General features: G+C 71.1%; 16 protein-coding genes and 1 tRNA gene. 10 read left to right on the forward strand and 7 right to left on the reverse strand.

Annotated features, from left to right (window positions below; translation table 11 throughout):
- Window positions 1-14 precede the first annotated feature (14 nt).
- Window positions 15-515 carry a MogA/MoaB family molybdenum cofactor biosynthesis protein gene (locus ACRAKI_RS03120; RefSeq protein ID WP_033441321.1) on the forward strand — a complete coding sequence of 167 codons (501 nt, stop codon included), beginning with the start codon at window positions 15-17 and terminating at the stop codon, window positions 513-515.
- Window positions 512-721 carry a hypothetical protein gene (locus tag ACRAKI_RS03125; RefSeq protein ID WP_447008624.1) on the forward strand — a complete coding sequence of 70 codons (210 nt, stop codon included), beginning with the start codon at window positions 512-514 and terminating at the stop codon, window positions 719-721. Before ACRAKI_RS03120 ends, ACRAKI_RS03125 begins: the two co-directional genes overlap by 4 nt.
- 11 nt (window positions 722-732) lie before the next feature.
- On the opposite strand, the gene mscL is transcribed toward ACRAKI_RS03125, so the two are convergent.
- The 6 genes from mscL to ACRAKI_RS03155 all read right to left on the reverse strand — a co-directional run bounded on the left by mscL (window position 733) and on the right by ACRAKI_RS03155 (window position 5,089).
- The gene (mscL, locus tag ACRAKI_RS03130; RefSeq protein WP_447005538.1) at window positions 733-1,125 is read right to left on the reverse strand and encodes a large-conductance mechanosensitive channel protein MscL; all 393 of its coding nucleotides are present in this window, start codon (window positions 1,123-1,125) and stop codon (window positions 733-735) included.
- A 65-nt stretch (window positions 1,126-1,190) separates the two neighbouring features.
- A complete protein-coding gene (locus ACRAKI_RS03135; RefSeq protein ID WP_447005539.1) occupies window positions 1,191-2,153 on the reverse strand; it encodes an RNA polymerase subunit sigma-70 in 963 nt (320 codons plus the stop codon).
- A complete protein-coding gene (locus ACRAKI_RS03140) occupies window positions 2,117-2,536 on the reverse strand; it encodes a glyoxalase superfamily protein (RefSeq protein WP_447005540.1) in 420 nt (139 codons plus the stop codon). Before ACRAKI_RS03140 ends, ACRAKI_RS03135 begins: the two co-directional genes overlap by 37 nt.
- 974 nt (window positions 2,537-3,510) lie before the next feature.
- Window positions 3,511-4,020 carry an SAF domain-containing protein gene (locus ACRAKI_RS03145; protein ID WP_447005541.1) on the reverse strand — a complete coding sequence of 170 codons (510 nt, stop codon included), beginning with the start codon at window positions 4,018-4,020 and terminating at the stop codon, window positions 3,511-3,513.
- Between the two features lie 89 nt (window positions 4,021-4,109).
- On the reverse strand, window positions 4,110-4,424 hold the full coding sequence (locus tag ACRAKI_RS03150; RefSeq protein ID WP_447005542.1) for an FmdB family zinc ribbon protein: 315 nt from the start codon (window positions 4,422-4,424) through the stop codon (window positions 4,110-4,112).
- A 101-nt stretch (window positions 4,425-4,525) separates the two neighbouring features.
- Window positions 4,526-5,089: a 5-formyltetrahydrofolate cyclo-ligase gene (locus ACRAKI_RS03155; RefSeq protein ID WP_447005543.1), complete on the reverse strand. Its 564-nt coding sequence runs from the start codon at window positions 5,087-5,089 to the stop codon at window positions 4,526-4,528.
- A 38-nt stretch (window positions 5,090-5,127) separates the two neighbouring features.
- Here ACRAKI_RS03155 and ACRAKI_RS03160 point away from each other — a divergent pair, with 38 nt between their 5' ends.
- The 5 genes from ACRAKI_RS03160 to ACRAKI_RS03180 all read left to right on the forward strand — a co-directional run bounded on the left by ACRAKI_RS03160 (window position 5,128) and on the right by ACRAKI_RS03180 (window position 8,926).
- Window positions 5,128-6,009, forward strand: coding sequence for a UTP--glucose-1-phosphate uridylyltransferase (locus ACRAKI_RS03160; protein WP_447005544.1), 882 nt, complete (start codon window positions 5,128-5,130; stop codon window positions 6,007-6,009).
- A 14-nt stretch (window positions 6,010-6,023) separates the two neighbouring features.
- Window positions 6,024-7,247: a molybdotransferase-like divisome protein Glp gene (gene glp / locus ACRAKI_RS03165; RefSeq protein WP_447005545.1), complete on the forward strand. Its 1,224-nt coding sequence runs from the start codon at window positions 6,024-6,026 to the stop codon at window positions 7,245-7,247.
- A gap of 17 nt (window positions 7,248-7,264) precedes the next feature.
- The gene (locus ACRAKI_RS03170; RefSeq protein WP_447005546.1) at window positions 7,265-7,921 is read left to right on the forward strand and encodes a GNAT family N-acetyltransferase; all 657 of its coding nucleotides are present in this window, start codon (window positions 7,265-7,267) and stop codon (window positions 7,919-7,921) included.
- 158 nt (window positions 7,922-8,079) lie between these two features.
- Complete coding sequence (gene sepX / locus ACRAKI_RS03175; protein ID WP_447005547.1) at window positions 8,080-8,790, forward strand: divisome protein SepX/GlpR; 711 nt, start codon at window positions 8,080-8,082, stop codon at window positions 8,788-8,790.
- 63 nt (window positions 8,791-8,853) lie between these two features.
- A tRNA-Ala gene (locus ACRAKI_RS03180) sits at window positions 8,854-8,926 on the forward strand.
- A 241-nt stretch (window positions 8,927-9,167) separates the two neighbouring features.
- Here ACRAKI_RS03180 and ACRAKI_RS03185 read toward each other — a convergent pair.
- Window positions 9,168-9,680, reverse strand: a complete 513-nt coding sequence (locus ACRAKI_RS03185; protein WP_447005548.1) for a hypothetical protein — start codon at window positions 9,678-9,680, stop codon at window positions 9,168-9,170.
- A 745-nt stretch (window positions 9,681-10,425) separates the two neighbouring features.
- On the opposite strand from ACRAKI_RS03185, the gene ACRAKI_RS03190 reads away from it, so the two are divergent.
- The 3 genes from ACRAKI_RS03190 to ACRAKI_RS03200 all read left to right on the forward strand — a co-directional run bounded on the left by ACRAKI_RS03190 (window position 10,426) and on the right by ACRAKI_RS03200 (window position 15,735).
- On the forward strand, window positions 10,426-10,674 hold the full coding sequence (locus ACRAKI_RS03190) for a WGxxGxxG family protein (RefSeq protein ID WP_447005549.1): 249 nt from the start codon (window positions 10,426-10,428) through the stop codon (window positions 10,672-10,674).
- A gap of 545 nt (window positions 10,675-11,219) precedes the next feature.
- A complete protein-coding gene (locus ACRAKI_RS03195) occupies window positions 11,220-14,192 on the forward strand; it encodes a UvrD-helicase domain-containing protein (RefSeq protein WP_447005550.1) in 2,973 nt (990 codons plus the stop codon).
- A gap of 229 nt (window positions 14,193-14,421) precedes the next feature.
- A complete protein-coding gene (locus ACRAKI_RS03200) occupies window positions 14,422-15,735 on the forward strand; it encodes an alpha-lytic protease prodomain-containing protein (RefSeq protein WP_447005551.1) in 1,314 nt (437 codons plus the stop codon).
- Window positions 15,736-15,808: the final 73 nt, after the last annotated feature.

Genomic DNA, 15,808 nt, shown 5'->3' on the forward strand with positions numbered 1-15,808 from the left:
CTACGGTGGCGGTCATGGAACGCAGCGCGCAGCGACTGGGACGCGCCCTTGTCGTGATCGTGGACGACCGGGTGGCGCACGGTGAGCACGACGACAGCACAGGACCGCTGGTCACCGAGTTGCTGGAGGAAGCAGGGTTCATCGTCGACGGCACGGTGGCGGTGGAAGGCGAGGTCGTGGGCATCCGCGCCGCGCTGAACACAGCGGTCATCGGTGGTGTCGACCTCGTCGTCACCGTCGGCGGCACCGGTGTGTCGCCTCGCGACGTCACACCGGACGCCACGCAGGGCGTGCTCGACCGGCCCATCGCCGGGATCGCCGAGGCGCTCCGGGCCTCGGGGCTGGCGGCGGGTGCCGTCGACGCGGGCATCTCGCGGGGGCTGGTCGGCGTGTCCGGCAGCACCCTCGTGGTCAACCTGGCCGGCTCGCGGTCGGCCGTGCGTGACGGCATGGCGACGCTGTCGGCGCTGGTGCCGTACGTGATCGACCAACTGTCAGGACTCGACGAAGCGTGACCGGTCCCGACGACGCCGACACCGCCTCCTCCGCTGCCGCCGCTGCGTCCGCCGCCGCTGCCGCATCGGCGGAGGCGGCGCGGCGTCGTCGGCTGGCCGAGGTGTTCGGCGACGTGCTGCCCGAGGGTTCGTCGGACGAGCCGAGCCCGGCCGGGCGCGACGACCGGTGGTACGAGGAGAACCGGCCGCCGCACCACGGGGGGTAGCCCGGCGCGGGTCAGTGCTGGCGCTGGGAGGCGAGCAGGTCGCGGATCTCCTTGAGCAGCTCGACGTCGGTCGGCTCGGAGGGGCCGGCTTCTTCGCCGCGCTTCCGGCGTTCCTTGAGCTTGTTCATCGGCAGCACGAAGATGAAGTAGACCACCGCCGCCACGATCAGGAAGTTGATCACGGCGGTGATGATCGCGCCGAAGTCCATGACGGTCTTCTCGTTGTCGCCGAGCTGGACGGCCAGGCCGTTGACGTTGCTGCCACCGAACAGCGCGATGATCGGGTTGATCAGGTGCGACGTGAACGCGGTGACGATGCCGGTGAAGGCCGCGCCGATGACCACCGCCACAGCGAGGTCGATCACGTTGCCGCGCATCACGAAGTCCTTGAAGCCCTTGAGCACGGGTGGCTCCTCCGTTCGGGGGTAGTGGGGGGCCAGCGGAGGGTAGCGGTAGCGGGCTCCGGTGATCACTCAGCGGGTACGTGTGTCGCGGGGAGTCCGAACAGGTCGAACATCGCCGGGCCGAACGTGGTGACCTCCGCGATCTTGTCGCCCTCGACGCGCAGCACGTCGAGCTTGAACGCGCGGAACACCGCGTCGCCGTGCCTGCGCAGGTAGCTGGCGGCGGAGGGCATCCGGTTCGCGCTGGTCGGCACGAGCAGCCAGTCGCCCTCCCGGTCCGGGCCGAAGCTGCGGGCGAGGAGCTGGGCGACCTGGTCGACGCCGTCGAAGCACAGCGGCGCGGGCGGCATGGTGATCCGCAGGTCCTCGGCGGCCACCGCGACGGCCGCCGCCGCGTCACAGCGCTGGTGGGCGTCGATGAACCGGCTCAGCAGCTCGCGTTCCCGGGGGCTCGGTTCGCGGGCGGTCCAGTCGTTGCGGTGGGACGGCAGGTGCTGCCTCATCGTGGTGCGGGCGCGCTGGAGGGCGCTGTTGGCGGCGGGAACGCTGATGTCCAGCAGGTCGGCGGTCTCCTGCGCGGACATGCCGAGCACTTCGCGGGCGAGCAGGGCGGCGCGCTGTCGAGCGGGGAGGACCTGGAGCGCCGCCAGGAAGGCGAGCTCCACGGTCTCCCGCGCGACCGCGACCACGTCCGGTTCGTCGTCGGTCGGCGCGACCTGGTCCAGCAGGCGGTCCGGGTACGGGGTGAGCCAGCTGATCCCGGTCTGGGTCCGGGGCGTCCGGGCCTTGGCGCGGATGAGGTCGACGCAGGTGTTGGTGGCGATCTTGTAGAGCCAGGCGCGGACGTTCCTGCCGTCGAACGTGTCCCAGGCCCGCCAGGCCCGCAGGAACACCTCCTGCACCGCGTCCTCGGCTTCTTCGTAGGAGGCGAGCATGCGGTAGCAGTGGACGTGCAGCTCGCGCCGGTGTTGGCGGGTGGCCTGCTCGAACATCAGCGGGCCGGGCGCTTGACCTGCTGAACGGCCCACGTGTTGCCGTCCGGGTCGTCGAAGAAGATGAACGAGCCGTAGTCCTGGTCCTGCGGGTCCGGGCCGGGCGCCATCGCGCCGTTCTCGAAGTGCTGCGGGCCGGAGTTGGCGACGCCGTTCGCTTCGAGGTGGGCGTGGGCGGCGCGGATGTCGGAGACGACCAGCTGGCAGCCCTTGAGCGAGCCGGGGGCGCTGCTGCTGCCCATGCCCTTGCCGAACACGAGGGAGCAGGCGGAGCCGGGCGGCGTGACCTGGACGACGCGGAACGAGTCGCCCGCGCTGTGGTCGGTGTCGACGGTGAAGCCGAGCGTGTCGGCGTAGAAGGCCTTGGCGCGGTCCACGTCGGACACGGGGACGATGACGACTTCCAGCTTCCAGTCCACTGTGCTCTCCTAGGTCGGGGCCTTCCGGCCACCCTGCAATGCCTTGTAGCCGGTGGAACGACAGGCGCGCCGAAAACTCATCGGTGGACCGATGACTTTCTGTCTGCCCAGCTCACAACCCCTCTCCCGCCCAACCGCCCAGCCCAACCGCCCAGCCCGACCGCCCAGCCCGACCGCCCAGCCCGACCGCCCAGCCCGACCGCCCAGCCCGACCGCCCAGCCCGACCGCCCAGCCCAGCCCTCCATTCCCTCTGGCCTCGCCCAACCACCCCTACGCCCAAGCCGCGGGCCGCCCCGCCCGCCGCCCATCCACCCCGCCCCGTCCATCCCGCCAACCCTCCCGCTGGCCACACCCTCCGCCCGGACCCGACCACGGCCCCACACCGCCGCCCGCGACCGCCCCGCCCGCCTCGCCGCCGCCCGGTTGCCCTGCCGCCCGGTTGCCATGCCCACCGCCGCCGGCCGGCCGCGCTGCGGCCTGGTTGCTCTGCCGCCCGCAGTCCCACCGCCGCCGGCCGCGCGGTTGCACGGGCCGGCCCGCCCTCCACTGCGCGGCCCCGTCCCACCTCTTCGTCGATGCGTGGCCGCCTGGCTGTCCGGCCGCTTGATTGGCCCGCTGCCCCACCGCTCCGCTGCTCAGCCTCGCCGCCCGGATACCTCACCGGCCGCCGCCCGGCCGCGCCCCTCGCTCGCTACCGCCCTACCTCGACCGCCACCCTTGCCCGCCCGCTGCCCGCCGCCCGCCGCCCTCCAACCCCCGCTCCACCGCAGCTCACCGGCTCCCACGCTCAGCCCGTGCGTCGGCCACCCGTGGTGCTTCAGACCTGGCCTTCAGACTCCCGGCCTTCAGACTCCCGGCCTTCAGACTCCCGGCCTTCAGACTCCCGGCCTTCAGACTCCTGGCCTTCAGACTCCTGGGCGGCGGGCTGTTGGCGGTTGGCGGTGGGGCTGGTGGCTCGTGCTGTCGGCTGCTGTCAGCGCAACGTCACGGCGACCGGGTTGGCCAGGGACTCGGCGGCGATCCGGTGGGCAGCCTCGCGGTTCGCCGAGATCACCACCACCTCGCCGTCCCGCACCGCGACCACCGAAGCGTCCGCCGCCAGCACGTGCGACCCCGCGCCCACCACGTCCACCCGGCTCCCCGGTCGCAGCAGCCCGACCACCCCGGCGTCGGCCAATCGCACCGCTACCGACGACACGTCCGGGTCGACCGGTGCCAAGCGGGCGTCGGTCAGGGGTTCGCCGGCTCTCGCCGCGCCTACCAGTCCACGGCCTAAGGCGTCGGCCGCCGAGACCGTCCCGACGGGTGACAGAGAGGGCGGCATGGCGACCACCCGCACGTCGTCCACACCCAGCGGCACGCCGGGCGCCAAGTCGTGCGCGGCTACCAGGACGTCGACCGTCGGGCTGCCGGGCAACACGGCCAGACCCACGGCTACGAGGGCCAGCAGGCCCGCCAAGATCCTTCTGAGGTGGAGGAGCATGGCTTCGACGTTAGGGACGGATCAGGGGCCGGGACAGCACGAACCCCCGAGCTGTGGACAACTCGGGGGCTTGTGGACGAGCGACGACTTCAGGACGCGGCGGCGGCCGGCGTGGAAGACGAAGACGAAGAGGAGGACGAAGACGAGGTAGAAGTCGAGGATGAAGACGACTCTGCCTTCGCGGGCGTCGAGTCGCTCTTCGCGGCAGCCGGGGCGCCGGAGGACGACGAACGGCTGTCCGTCCGGTAGAACCCGCTGCCCTTGAACACGACTCCGACCGCGCCGTACAGCTTGCGCAGCCTGCCGGAGCACTGCGGGCAGTCGGTCAACGCGGAGTCCGAGAAGGACTGCACCGCGTCGAACCGGTGGTCGCACTCGGTGCAGGCGTACTGGTAGGTCGGCACGGTGGGCCCTCCACGAGTCCTGGTTGGCACTCCTCCGTCACGAGTGCCAACCACGATGATGCGCCACCTGGCATACGTGGCGCAAATATCACAGGTCAACGTCACAACGGCAGTCGAACCAGCCCCGATCCGGGCGTCAGCACCGCATCCATCCGGACGTCGTGCGGTTCGGCGGGCAGGGACGGCACGAACTCCTCGTCCCGCACAAGGGCCACCAGCGGACCTGTGGACAACGTCAGGGCGCGGTCGTAGTAGCCGCCGCCCTTGCCCAGCCGCACCCCCGAGTGGTCCACCGCCAACGCCGGCACCAGCACCAACGCCGCCGACCCGACCACCGCCGCACCCAGCAACGGCCCCACCGGCTCCCCCAACCCGAACGCCCCCGGACGCAACTCCCCGGCGTGCACGGCCCAGTCCAGCGACTCCCCGACCACCACCGGCAGCAGCACCCGCAACCCGCGTGACCGCAGCACCTCCACCATCTCCACCGACCCCGGTTCGTGGGCCGAAGCGACGTACGCGCACACAGTCCCGCCCGGAGGAACGCCGAACGCGGCAACGGCGAGGAGCACCTCGGCCGCCATCGAAGGCATGACAGCACTGCGCCGCGCGGCCCGCAGCCGTGTGCGCAGCGTGTTCTTCCGATCACTTACACCGGACGTCATGGCAGGTCACACTAAGCGCGACGTTAGGCTCGCAGGTCATGAGCGCCTTCCAGACAGCAATCGTGCCCGCGGCAGGCCTGGGCACGCGCTTCCTCCCGACCACCAAAGCGGTGCCCAAGGAACTGCTGCCGGTCGTCGACACCCCGGGCATCGAACTCGTCGCGGCCGAAGCCGCCGAAGCGGGTGCGACGAAGCTCGTGATCGTGACCTCACCCGGCAAGGACGCGGTCGCGGAGTACTTCCGCCCGCAGCCGGAGTTGGAGGCGACGCTCGAACGACGCGGCAAGACGGACCTGGTCGCCAAGGTCCGCCGCGCGCAGAACCTGCTCACCGTGGAGACCGCCATCCAGGACCAGGCACTCGGCCTCGGCCACGCGGTCGGCTGCGCCGAGGGCAACCTGACCGGTGGGGACGAGGCCGTGGCCGTCCTCCTGCCCGACGACCTCGTGCTGCCCACGGGCGTGCTCAAGAAGATGGCCGCGGTCCGCGAGGAGTTCGGCGGCAGCGTGCTGTGCGCGTTCGACATCCCCAAGGACCAGATCTCCGCCTACGGCGTCTTCGACGTCCGGGACACCGCGGACGACGACGTCAAGAAGGTCGTCGGCATGGTGGAGAAGCCGAAGCCCGAGGACGCGCCGTCCACGTTCGCCGCGGCCGGCCGCTACCTGCTCGACCGGGCCATCTTCGACGCGCTCAAGCGCATCACGCCGGGCGCGGGCGGCGAGCTCCAGCTCACCGACGCCATCGCACTGCTGATCAACGAGGGCCACCCCGTGCACGTGGTCGTGCACCGCGGTGGGCGACACGACCTGGGCAATCCGGGTGGATTCATCAAAGCTGCGGTTGACTTCGCACTTGAACACCCGGACTACGGGCCCGAGCTGGGGGTGTGGTTGCGGGAACGCCTCGGCAACTCCTGAACGAGGGTCGACACATGAGGTCAGTGGATGAGCAGCTCGCCAGGGTGGTAGCCGCCGCGGTGCGGCCCGCCCCCGTGCGCGTGGCGATCTCCGAGTCGCAAGGCCTGCTCTGCGCCGAGGAGGTCGTCGCCGAGCGCGCGTTGCCCGGGTTCGACCAGGCGGCGGTGGACGGCTACGCGGTGCGCAGCGTGGACGTGCAGGCGGCGAACGAAGAACCCGTGCAGCTCCCCGTGGTGGGCGAGATCCCGGCGGGGTCCCGCCAGCCCAGGCGGTTGCAGCCGGGCCAGGCGGTCCGGGTCGCGACCGGCGCGCCGCTGCCCACGCTGGCCGACGCCGTGGTGCCCCTCGGCTACACCGACGGGCACGCGGCGAAGGTGACCGTGCAGCGTTCGGTGCCGTCCGCGGCGTTCGTCCGGCGCACCGGCGAGGACGTGCAGACCGGTGACGTCGCGGTGCGCCGCGGCTCGTCCATCGGCGCTGCCCAGGTCGGCCTCCTCGCCGCGGTCGGCCGGAACAAGGTGCTGGTCCACCCCAGGCCGCGGGTGTCGGTGATCTCGATCGGCGAGGAGCTGGTCGACGTCGACCGCACCCCCGGCCAGGGGCAGGTGTACGACGTGAACTCCTACGCCCTGGCCGCCGCCGCGCGGGACGCGGGCGCCGAGGTCAGCCGGGTCGGCATCCAGTCCTCCGACCCGCGCCGGATGCGCGAGGTCGTCGAGGGCCGGCTGCTGCTGTCCGAGATCGTGGTCGTCGCGGGTGGCGTCGGGGGCGTCATCGGCGACGAGGTGCGGGCGGCGCTGGCCGACCTCGGCGACGTCGACGTGACCCGGGTGGCCATGCACCCCGGCTCGGTGCAGGGCTTCGGCCGCCTCGGGCCGGACGCGGTGCCGACGTTCCTGCTGCCCGCGAACCCGATGAGCGCGTTGGTCGTCTTCGAGGTGCTGGTGCGTCCGCTGATCCGGGCCGCGCTGGGCAAGCGCAACCCGTACCGGCGGGCGGTCAGCGCGCGGCTGCTGTCGCCGTTGACGTCGACCAAGGGGCGGCGCGGCTACCTGCGGGGCCAGCTGCTGCGCGACGCGGACACCGGCGAGTACCTGGTGCAGCCGCTGGGTACCTCCGGGTCGCACCTGCTCGCGTCGTTGGCCGAGGCGAACTGCCTGATCATGGTCGACGAGGACGTGACGGACGTGTCGGTCGGTGACGAGGTGACCGTGTCCTTCTTGGCCCAAAGAGGATGAAGCAGGGTTGGGGATAGATGAGCCACGCGTGGGAAGGCGGTCGACGTCCCGGCTGGCCCGCGCGGCTCGGACCGCTCCGGGTGGCCGCCGGTCTGGTGGCGCTGCGCCCGCCCAAGCTGCTGGACGCCACGGCCTGGTCCCGCACCAGGCTCCGCGACCAGGCGTACCTGGAGGACTGGGAACCGACCGCGGTCGAGGGCTGGCAGGAGCGCAACGCGCCGCTGGCGTGGCCCGCGCAGTGGTCGTCGCTCAAGTCGCTGGCCCGGCGCGGCCAGGCCCTGCCGTTCGTGATCACCGTGGACGGCGTGCTGGCCGGGCAGATCACCGTGGGCAACGTCGTGCGCGGCTCGCTGCGCTCCGCGTGGGTCGGCTACTGGGTGGCGGCCGACCGGGCGCGGGGCGGCGTGGCGACGGCGGCGCTGGCGCTCGTCGTGGACCACTGCTTCGGCGACGGCGGCCTGCACCGGCTGGAGGCGACCGTCCGGCCGGAGAACCGGGCCAGCCTGCGGGTGCTCGCCAAGGCCGGTTTCCGGGAGGAGGGCCTGTTCCTCAGGTACCTCGACGTGGCCGGTGCCTGGCGTGACCACCTGTGCTTCGCGATGACCGCCGAAGAGGCCTCGCCGGAAGGGCTGGTACGCCGGTTGGTCGCACGCGGATACGCCCGAACTGCCTGATCCGAGGGCCGTATGGCTTATTCGTATCACCCAAACGTGGGTGTTACACCACACTTTGGTACGCACGCTGGTCGGCGTGCCTCCGACACAGGTGTGACTGTTGTGACTAGCGTGGCACGTGCACCGAGCGCGTCGCGGGGTAGGGGGAGGTGACGGGGATGCCCAGCTCGCTGATCGTCGTGGGACTGGTCGTGGCCTGGTTGGTCGTCCTCGTGCCGATGGTCGCGCGCAAGCGCGCCGACGCGACGCGCGGCAGCATGGAGGAGGAGTACGACGCCATGCCCGAGGTCGACGCGGAGTTCGAAGCCGAGTTCGAGGACTACGACGAGTACGACGACGAGCCGGACGAGTTCGTGCCGCCCCGGGCGTTCCGCCCGGGCCGTGGCGGCTACGACCCGGAGACCGCGGCGATCGTGGCGCAGGCGAAGTACGCCTTCCGCCGCCGCGTCGTCGGCACCCTGCTGCTGACCGCCCTGGTCACCGGTGTGATCGCGGGCGTGCTCTACCCGCTGGCGTGGTGGGTCCACGCGGCGGTGGACGCGACGCTCGTCACCTACCTCGGCTACCTGCGCCGCCAGGTGCGGATCGAGGAGGACATCCGCGCGCGCCGCCAGGCCCGGATGGCCCAGGCCCGCCGCCGTTCCGCGCGCCGGTCCGGCGAGCCGCAACCGCACCTCGTCGGCCGGCAGTCCGCGCCGTCCGCCGACGGCGAAGCGGCTCGCGACCAGCCCCGCCTGGCCCCGCAGCCCCGGTTCCAGCACCAGGTCCGCCCCGGCACCGTCGTGGTGGACGTGGACGACGAGGACCCGGTGTTCGTGGAGCTGGACGGTCCCGAAGCCCTCCCGTACCGGCGGGCGTCCGGCGAGTAGAGGGGGGTGGCGGAACCACCCCCCGGCTACTGATATGCTTCCCCCCGCACGACAACAGAACACGGGGCTGTAGCGCAGTTGGTAGCGCGACTCGTTCGCATCGAGTAGGTCAGGGGTTCGATTCCCCTCAGCTCCACGGCCTCGGCCGACCCATGTTCGCGGAATGCGCGAACCGGGTCGGCCGTAATGCTTTGTGGGGGTGCGACCCCCACGCCCCGCCCGGCGGGCTTCGCCCCGGACCCCTCATCCGTAGGTGGTTGTGTGTGCGGGAGTGAATGTGCGAAGGGTCCCACCGGGGGTGGGTAGGGGCTGTCATTCTTCGTTGCGGCAGGGACTCGCACGCGATGTGGTCGTTGTCGCTGTCGCGCCTGTGGACGTTACCGATCGCCTGGTGCCAGGTCGGACATGTCCAAGACCATCACCGCCTCGATCGTGAAGCGGTCCAGGTCGTCGAGCCAGTCCGCGTGACCGCCCCTGGTGGTGAAGAACCTGACCGTGGTGCCGTGGGTCGAATAGTCGTCGTCGACGCCGGTGCTGAGCAACGCCGCGAGTTCGTCGCTGCCCGGCATGCCCTCGGCCGCCCGCATCGCGGTCTTCGCGAAGCGCACCGCCCGTGACGCCACCGCGCGGAGGAAACCGGCCTTCTCCTCCTCCTCGATGTCGTGATCCGGGATTCTGATGTCGTTGACCTCGTACTCCCGATCGCCCACCTTCTCCCCGTCACACGGCCAGGACTTCGCGTGCGAGCCGGTCGCTCGCAGCAGGAGCGCTCCGCAGTCGGCCGTGTACCATCCGGCGCGGAGGATGTCGGTGAGTTCTTCGGGGAGGGAAGGCTCGACCTCCTGGCCGGATACCCGCATCAGCGCTCGCATCGCCGAGTTGTTCTTCACCGCACCTTCCGATCATTCGAGTGCCCGGTTGACGTACTTTGGTCCATCTTTCTCGCCGCCCCTGGGTATGAGCGTCGCGGCTGTTTCCGAGATTCAATTGTGCATCGAGGAGCTCTGCGGGCCGGGAGCGCTTCGAGGTGATCCGACCGCACACGCGAAATTGGCTCCGTGACTCGATGGACATGCCCATATCGCACTTGTGTCGATGGTGGGGGCCGGGGTGAGACCGGCCCCCACCATCGCGTCATGTGATAGGTGAGTCCCAGGTCGCCCGCAAGTCGGCGCACTGGACGAAGATCGTGCCTCCGGCGGTACGGCCTGGGGAGCCTAGCTACCACCACGGTGGCCAACAGCCTTGATCAGCTGCTCAGGTCCCTGAGCAGCCACTGCAGCGTTCTCATGCTGTGTAGTCAGGTCCACAACTGACACAGCATACGAAGAGCGGTACCCGGTGAGCCGGGTACCGCTCTTTCGCGTTCGCCGCGTCGAGGTCGGTGGCACCGGCCATCCCCGTCGACAGCCCTGGGACCAGGGCGCGCAGTGGACGCGCTCCCCGGGCCGCAGGAGTCGTCTTGTTGCCCGAAAGGTGTGGGACAGCAGCCCGCCCATGTGGTCAACGCGGGGCACGACAGGTACGAGGTGCCTAGAGGTGCACTCGAAGGTGGGGTTTTCGCCGATCAGCACATGAATGGTTCCTTCGACGGTACCCAGGGACCTGAACAACGATCGCCCGGATGGAGATGACATGGACACCGCGAAGCGGCTCATGGCTGTACTCGTTCTCGGTGCAGCCCTCGCCGGAGTTCCAGCGGCTTCGGCGCTCGCCGACGATGCTGCGCCGCGCGCCACGGCGGTGGTGACGGCTCAGGACGACAACAACAACGAGGACAGCAGTGGCAACTGGGGCTTGCTGGGCCTCCTGGGTCTGCTGGGCCTGGCAGGTCTGGCGGGACGGAAGCGGAACCAGGCCACCGATCGCACCGTGGGCCGGTGACGCGGGCGGAGCCGGCAGGGGCGGGAGTCGGTCATGCGCTGACGAGTCACCCGAGGTGGGCGGCGTGTGGTTCACCCCCGATTGCCCGTCGTCGCGATCACCTGTCCGATCCGGCGTCTGACGGTGGCGCACCGGGCGGGGTGGAGCCGCATGTGCGCTTGACGCGGAAGCCCACGGGTGGGATCAGCAGCTCAGGCCCCTGAACGGCCACCGGAGAGTTCTCATGCTGTGGTGTCAGGTCCACACTTGACACAGCAGGCGAAGGACGGGAACCGGGTCACCGGTTCCCGACCTTCTGCGTTGGTGGCCCCTGAATGCGCGGTGCGTTTTGGGTGGGCTTCTGATTCCGCCGGGGGCGAACTGGTCGATGTCGTCCGGGGCGTCCTGGGCAGAGCCACATGACAGTTCTCATGCTGTGTAGTCAGCTCCACAGTTCTCGGGCTGCTCCGATAGCACCAACGACCGAGTGGTGGCCTGAGTGTGGATTCCTCGCTGCGGCGAGGGCCGTGCGGGCTCGGTGTCGATCAGTCACTACGATCCGGCCGGTGCGCTTTGTGGCGGATCTCCACATCCACTCCAAGTACTCCCGGGCCTGCAGCCGCGACTGCGATCTCGAACACCTGACCTGGTGGGCCCGGCGCAAGGGGATCTCGCTGGTCGGCACCGGCGACTTCACCCACCCCGCCTGGTACGACCACCTGACCGAGTCGCTGGTCGAGGCCTCCCCGGGTCTCTTCCGCCTGCGCGACGACCTGGACCGCGACATCGACCGCAGGCTCCCGCCCTCGCTGGCGGCGACCCCGGTGCGGTTCATGCTGTCGGTGGAGATCTCCACGATCTACAAGCGCGGTGACCGGACGCGCAAGGTGCACCACCTCGTCTACATGCCGGACCTGGAGTCGGCGGCGCGGTTCAACGCCCGGCTGGCCAAGATCGGCAACCTCGGCTCGGACGGGCGGCCGATCCTGGGGCTGGACTCGCGCGACCTGCTGGAGATCACGCTGGAGTGCGGCGGCTACCTGGTGCCCGCGCACGTCTGGACGCCGTGGTTCGCGGTGCTCGGGTCGAAGTCCGGGTTCGACGCCATCGACGACTGCTACGTCGACCTCGCGTCCCACATCTTCGCCGTGGAGACCGGGCTGTCCTCCGACCCCGCGATGAACTGGCGCGTGTCCGGACTGGACAAGTACCGCCTCGTCAGCAACTCGGACGCGCACTCGCCGCCCGCCTTGGGGCGTGAGGCGACGGTGTTCGACGCGGACCTGGACTACTACTCGGTGCGGCGCGCGCTGGAGACCGGCGACGGGTTCGCCGGGTCCATCGAGTTCTTCCCCGAGGAGGGCAAGTACCACGTCGACGGGCACCGCAAGTGCGGCGTCCGGATGGAACCGCGCGAAACGTTGGCGCACAACGGCATCTGCCCCGAGTGCCGCAAGCCGTTGACGGTCGGGGTGCTCAGCCGGGTGGAGGAGCTGGCCGACCGGGAGCACGGGGCGTCGCCGGCGGGCGCTGCCGGGTTCACCAGCCTCGTGCCGCTGCCGGAGATCGTGAGCGAGATCGTCGGCACCGGGCCGAAGAGCAAGAAGGTGCTGGCCGAGGTCGACCGGCTGACGTCGGCGCTCGGCCCGGAACTGGTGATCCTCCAGGACGTCCCGGTGGACGACATCGCGGTGCACTCGACGTTGCTGGGCGAGGCGGTGACCCGGCTCCGGCGCGGTGAGGTGGTGCGCGACTCGGGGTACGACGGCGAGTACGGCGTGATCCGCGTGTTCGAGCCGGGCGAGCTGGAGCGGCGGCGGTCCGCGTTCTCGCTGTTCGACTGCGCCGCGCCGGCCAAGTCCACTGTGGAGCGTCCACGGCCGGCGCCCGCCGACCCCGTGGCCAAGGCCGACGTCGCGACGCCGGTCGTGGTCAAGGGGTCGCTGCTGGACGGCCTCGACCCCGAGCAGCGGGCGGCGGCCGAGGTGGACGGCGGGCCGCTGCTGATCATCGCGGGGCCGGGCACGGGCAAGACTCGGACGTTGACGCACCGGATCGCGGACCTCGTCACGTCACGCGGCGTGCCGGCCGGCGAGTGCCTGGCGATCACGTTCACCCGCCGTGCGGCGGAGGAGATGGCCGAACGCCTCGCCGTGCTCGCGCCGGAGGCCGACGATCTGACCATCGCGACATTTCACTCGCTCGGCGTGCTGATCCTGCGTGAACACCACTCGTCAGTGGGATTGTCGGCGTCGTTCGGCATCGCGGACCCCGACCGGCAGCTGGAGGTGGCGCTCTCCTTCGTCGCGGACAAGAAGGAGGCGCGGGCGCTGGTCGACGCCGGTGACGAGCGGTACAAGAAGGCGTTGCGGTCACTCGACCTGGTGGACTTCGACGACCTGATCTCCTTGCCGCCGGCGTTGCTGGAGGGCTCGCCCGACCTCGTCGCCGCCTACCGCTCGCGGTGGCGCTGGGTGTCCGTGGACGAGTACCAGGACGTGGACGAGCAGCAGTACCGGCTGCTCAAGCTCCTCACGCCGCCCGACGGCAACCTGACCGCTATCGGCGACCCGGACCAGGCGATCTACCGGTTCCGAGGCGCCGACGTCGGCTTCTTCCTGCGGTTCCAGGAGGACTTCCCCTCGGCCCGGACCGTGCACCTGACCAGGAACTACCGGTCGTCGTCGGCCGTCGTCACGGGCGCGCTGGAGGTGATCGCGCCCTCGTCCCTCGTCCCGGGGCGGGAGCTGCGGCCCATGGTCGACCACGGTTCCGCGCCGATCGGCGTGCACCACGCGTCGTCGGAGGCGGCCGAGGCGGCGTTCGTGGCGCGGACCATCGAGCAGGTGCTGGGCGGCGCGTCGTTCCACGCGTTCGACAGCGGACGGGTGGTCTCCGACGGCACCGAAGGCCTCGGCTTCTCCGACTTCGCGGTGCTGTACCGGACGGACCGGCAGTCACGGGCGTTGGTCGACGCGCTGACCCAGTCCGGCCTCCCGTTCCAGAAGCGCTCGCACGACCGCCTGGCCGACCGTCCCGGGGTGGCGCGGATCGCGAACGACCTCAAGTACGCCTCCGGCGACACGGTCCTGGAACGCGTGCGCGCCGTCGCGGGAGAAGACCACACCGCCTACGAACTGCTGAAACCGTTGGCCGCCACCTGCGACACCGAGTTCGAGCGCTTCCACACCGCGCTCGCGCTGGGCGTCGAGGTCGACACCTGGGACCCGCGAGCGGACCGGATCTCGCTGCTGACCCTCCACGCGTCCAAGGGTCTGGAGTTCCCGGTCGTGTTCATCGTCGGGTGCGCGGACGGCCTGCTGCCGCTGCGTTGGCCGGGAACCGACGACCAGGAAGCCGTGGACGAGGAACGCCGCCTGCTCTTCGTCGGCATGACCAGGGCGCAACGACACCTGTTCCTCAGTCACACCACCGGGCGACCCCGGTCCCCGTTCCTCGCCGCGCTCAAGGCCTACGACCAGGTCGGGGACGCGCAGCCGCGCCGCAAGCGCAAGGGCACCCAGCTGAGCCTGCTCTGAGCTGCCGGACCCCTTGTCCGCGGCGAGCGCATGGCGCACACCGTCGGCCTGGCCGACCCGGAGGGCGACGAGCCCCGCGTCTGCCGACGGCGACCACAAGATCACGAGTGGACTGGACCATAACGTGGTGTTATGACGTGACTGGCATATCCGCCCGGCTCTCCTGCCGCCTAGCGTTGGTGTCACGGCCCCGCATCCCGTGTCACCACCCCTGCAAGGAGACAAGCGGATGACTCGACGCACCGTCGCCGCTGTCGCCGTGGCGCTGCTGGGCGCTGCCGGTCTGGCAGCAGCCCTCACCACCACCGCGACCGCCGACCCACCACCGAACCCGACCGCGGACGGCGGCATGGTCGCCGCCATGGCGCGCGACCTGCACCTCACCCCGGAGCAGGCCCGCGCCCGCATCGACCGGGAGGCCGGCGCGGCCCGGACCGAGAGCACCCTCAAGGCCCGCCTCGGCCCGGACTTCGCGGGCGCCTGGATGAACGCCGACGCCACCGAGCTGGTCGTGGGCGTCACCAGCGCGTCCCAGGTCCGAGCCGTCGAGGCGGCGGGCGCGCGGGCGGAAGTGGTCCGGCGTTCGCTCGCCGACCTGGACGCGCTCAAGGTCAAGCTCGACCGGAACGCCCGCAGCGCACCGGGATCGGTGCCCGGCTGGTACGTCGACACGCCCACCAACACCGTCGTCGTCCTCGCCCGGGACGTGGCCGACGCGGAGGCGTTCGCGCGGGCCAGCGGCCTGGGCGAGGCGGATGTGAGGATCGAGCGGTCCACCGAGCGACCCCGACCGCTGATCGACGTGATCGGCGGCAACGCCTACTACATCGGCAGCGGCTCCCGGTGCTCGGTCGGGTTCGCGGTCAACGGCGGCTTCGTCACCGCCGGGCACTGCGGCCGGACCGGCGCGTCCACCACCCAGCCCAGCGGCACGTTCGCCGGGTCCAGCTTCCCCGGCAACGACTACGCCTGGGTCCGCACGGCCGCCGGCAACACGGGCCGCCCGCTGGTCAACCGCTACCCCGGCACGGTGCCGGTGGCGGGCTCCACCGAGGCCCCGGTGGGCGCCTCCGTCTGCCGGTCCGGCTCCACGACCGGCTGGCGCTGCGGCACCATCCAGCAGAAGAACGCCTCCGTGACCTACCCCGAGGGCACGATCACCGGTCTGACCCGCACGAACGCCTGCGCCGAACCCGGCGACTCCGGCGGCTCGTGGCTGACCGGTGACCAGGCGCAGGGCGTCACCTCCGGCGGCTCCGGGAACTGCAGCACCGGCGGGACGATCTACTTCCAGCCGGTCAACGAGATCCTCCAGGTCTACGGCCTCCAGTTGATCGTGAGCGGCGGCACGCCCCCGACCAGCACCACGTCGCCCACTACGACGACGACGGACCCCGGCCAGACGACCTGGCAGCCAGGCGTCGCGTACGCGACCGGCTCCCTCGTGACGTACGGCGGCGTCGGGTACAGGTGCTTGCAGGGGCACACGTCCCAACCAGGCTGGGATCCGCCGACGGTGCCGGCCCTGTGGCAGCGCGTGTGAGTGGCTAGCGGCGGGCGCACACGCGCGGGGGTCCGGCTCGCGATCAGCGAGCCGGACCTCGTCGCGTCACGAG

Source organism: Saccharothrix isguenensis (assembly GCF_052936305.1).

Excerpts from the sequence above, each read along its gene's own strand:
- ACRAKI_RS03155 (WP_447005543.1), bottom strand. The coding sequence starts at position 5,089 with ATGACGTCCGGTGTAAGTGATCGGAAGAACACGCTGCGCACACGGCTG.
- glp (WP_447005545.1), top strand. The coding sequence starts at position 6,024 with ATGAGGTCAGTGGATGAGCAGCTCGCCAGGGTGGTAGCCGCCGCGGTG.
- ACRAKI_RS03160 (WP_447005544.1), top strand. The coding sequence starts at position 5,128 with ATGAGCGCCTTCCAGACAGCAATCGTGCCCGCGGCAGGCCTGGGCACG.
- ACRAKI_RS03170 (WP_447005546.1), top strand. The coding sequence starts at position 7,265 with ATGAGCCACGCGTGGGAAGGCGGTCGACGTCCCGGCTGGCCCGCGCGG.
- sepX (WP_447005547.1), top strand. The coding sequence starts at position 8,080 with ATGCCCAGCTCGCTGATCGTCGTGGGACTGGTCGTGGCCTGGTTGGTC.
- ACRAKI_RS03190 (WP_447005549.1), top strand. The coding sequence starts at position 10,426 with ATGGACACCGCGAAGCGGCTCATGGCTGTACTCGTTCTCGGTGCAGCC.
- ACRAKI_RS03120 (WP_033441321.1), top strand. The coding sequence starts at position 15 with ATGGAACGCAGCGCGCAGCGACTGGGACGCGCCCTTGTCGTGATCGTG.
- ACRAKI_RS03200 (WP_447005551.1), top strand. The coding sequence starts at position 14,422 with ATGACTCGACGCACCGTCGCCGCTGTCGCCGTGGCGCTGCTGGGCGCT.
- ACRAKI_RS03145 (WP_447005541.1), bottom strand. The coding sequence starts at position 4,020 with ATGCTCCTCCACCTCAGAAGGATCTTGGCGGGCCTGCTGGCCCTCGTA.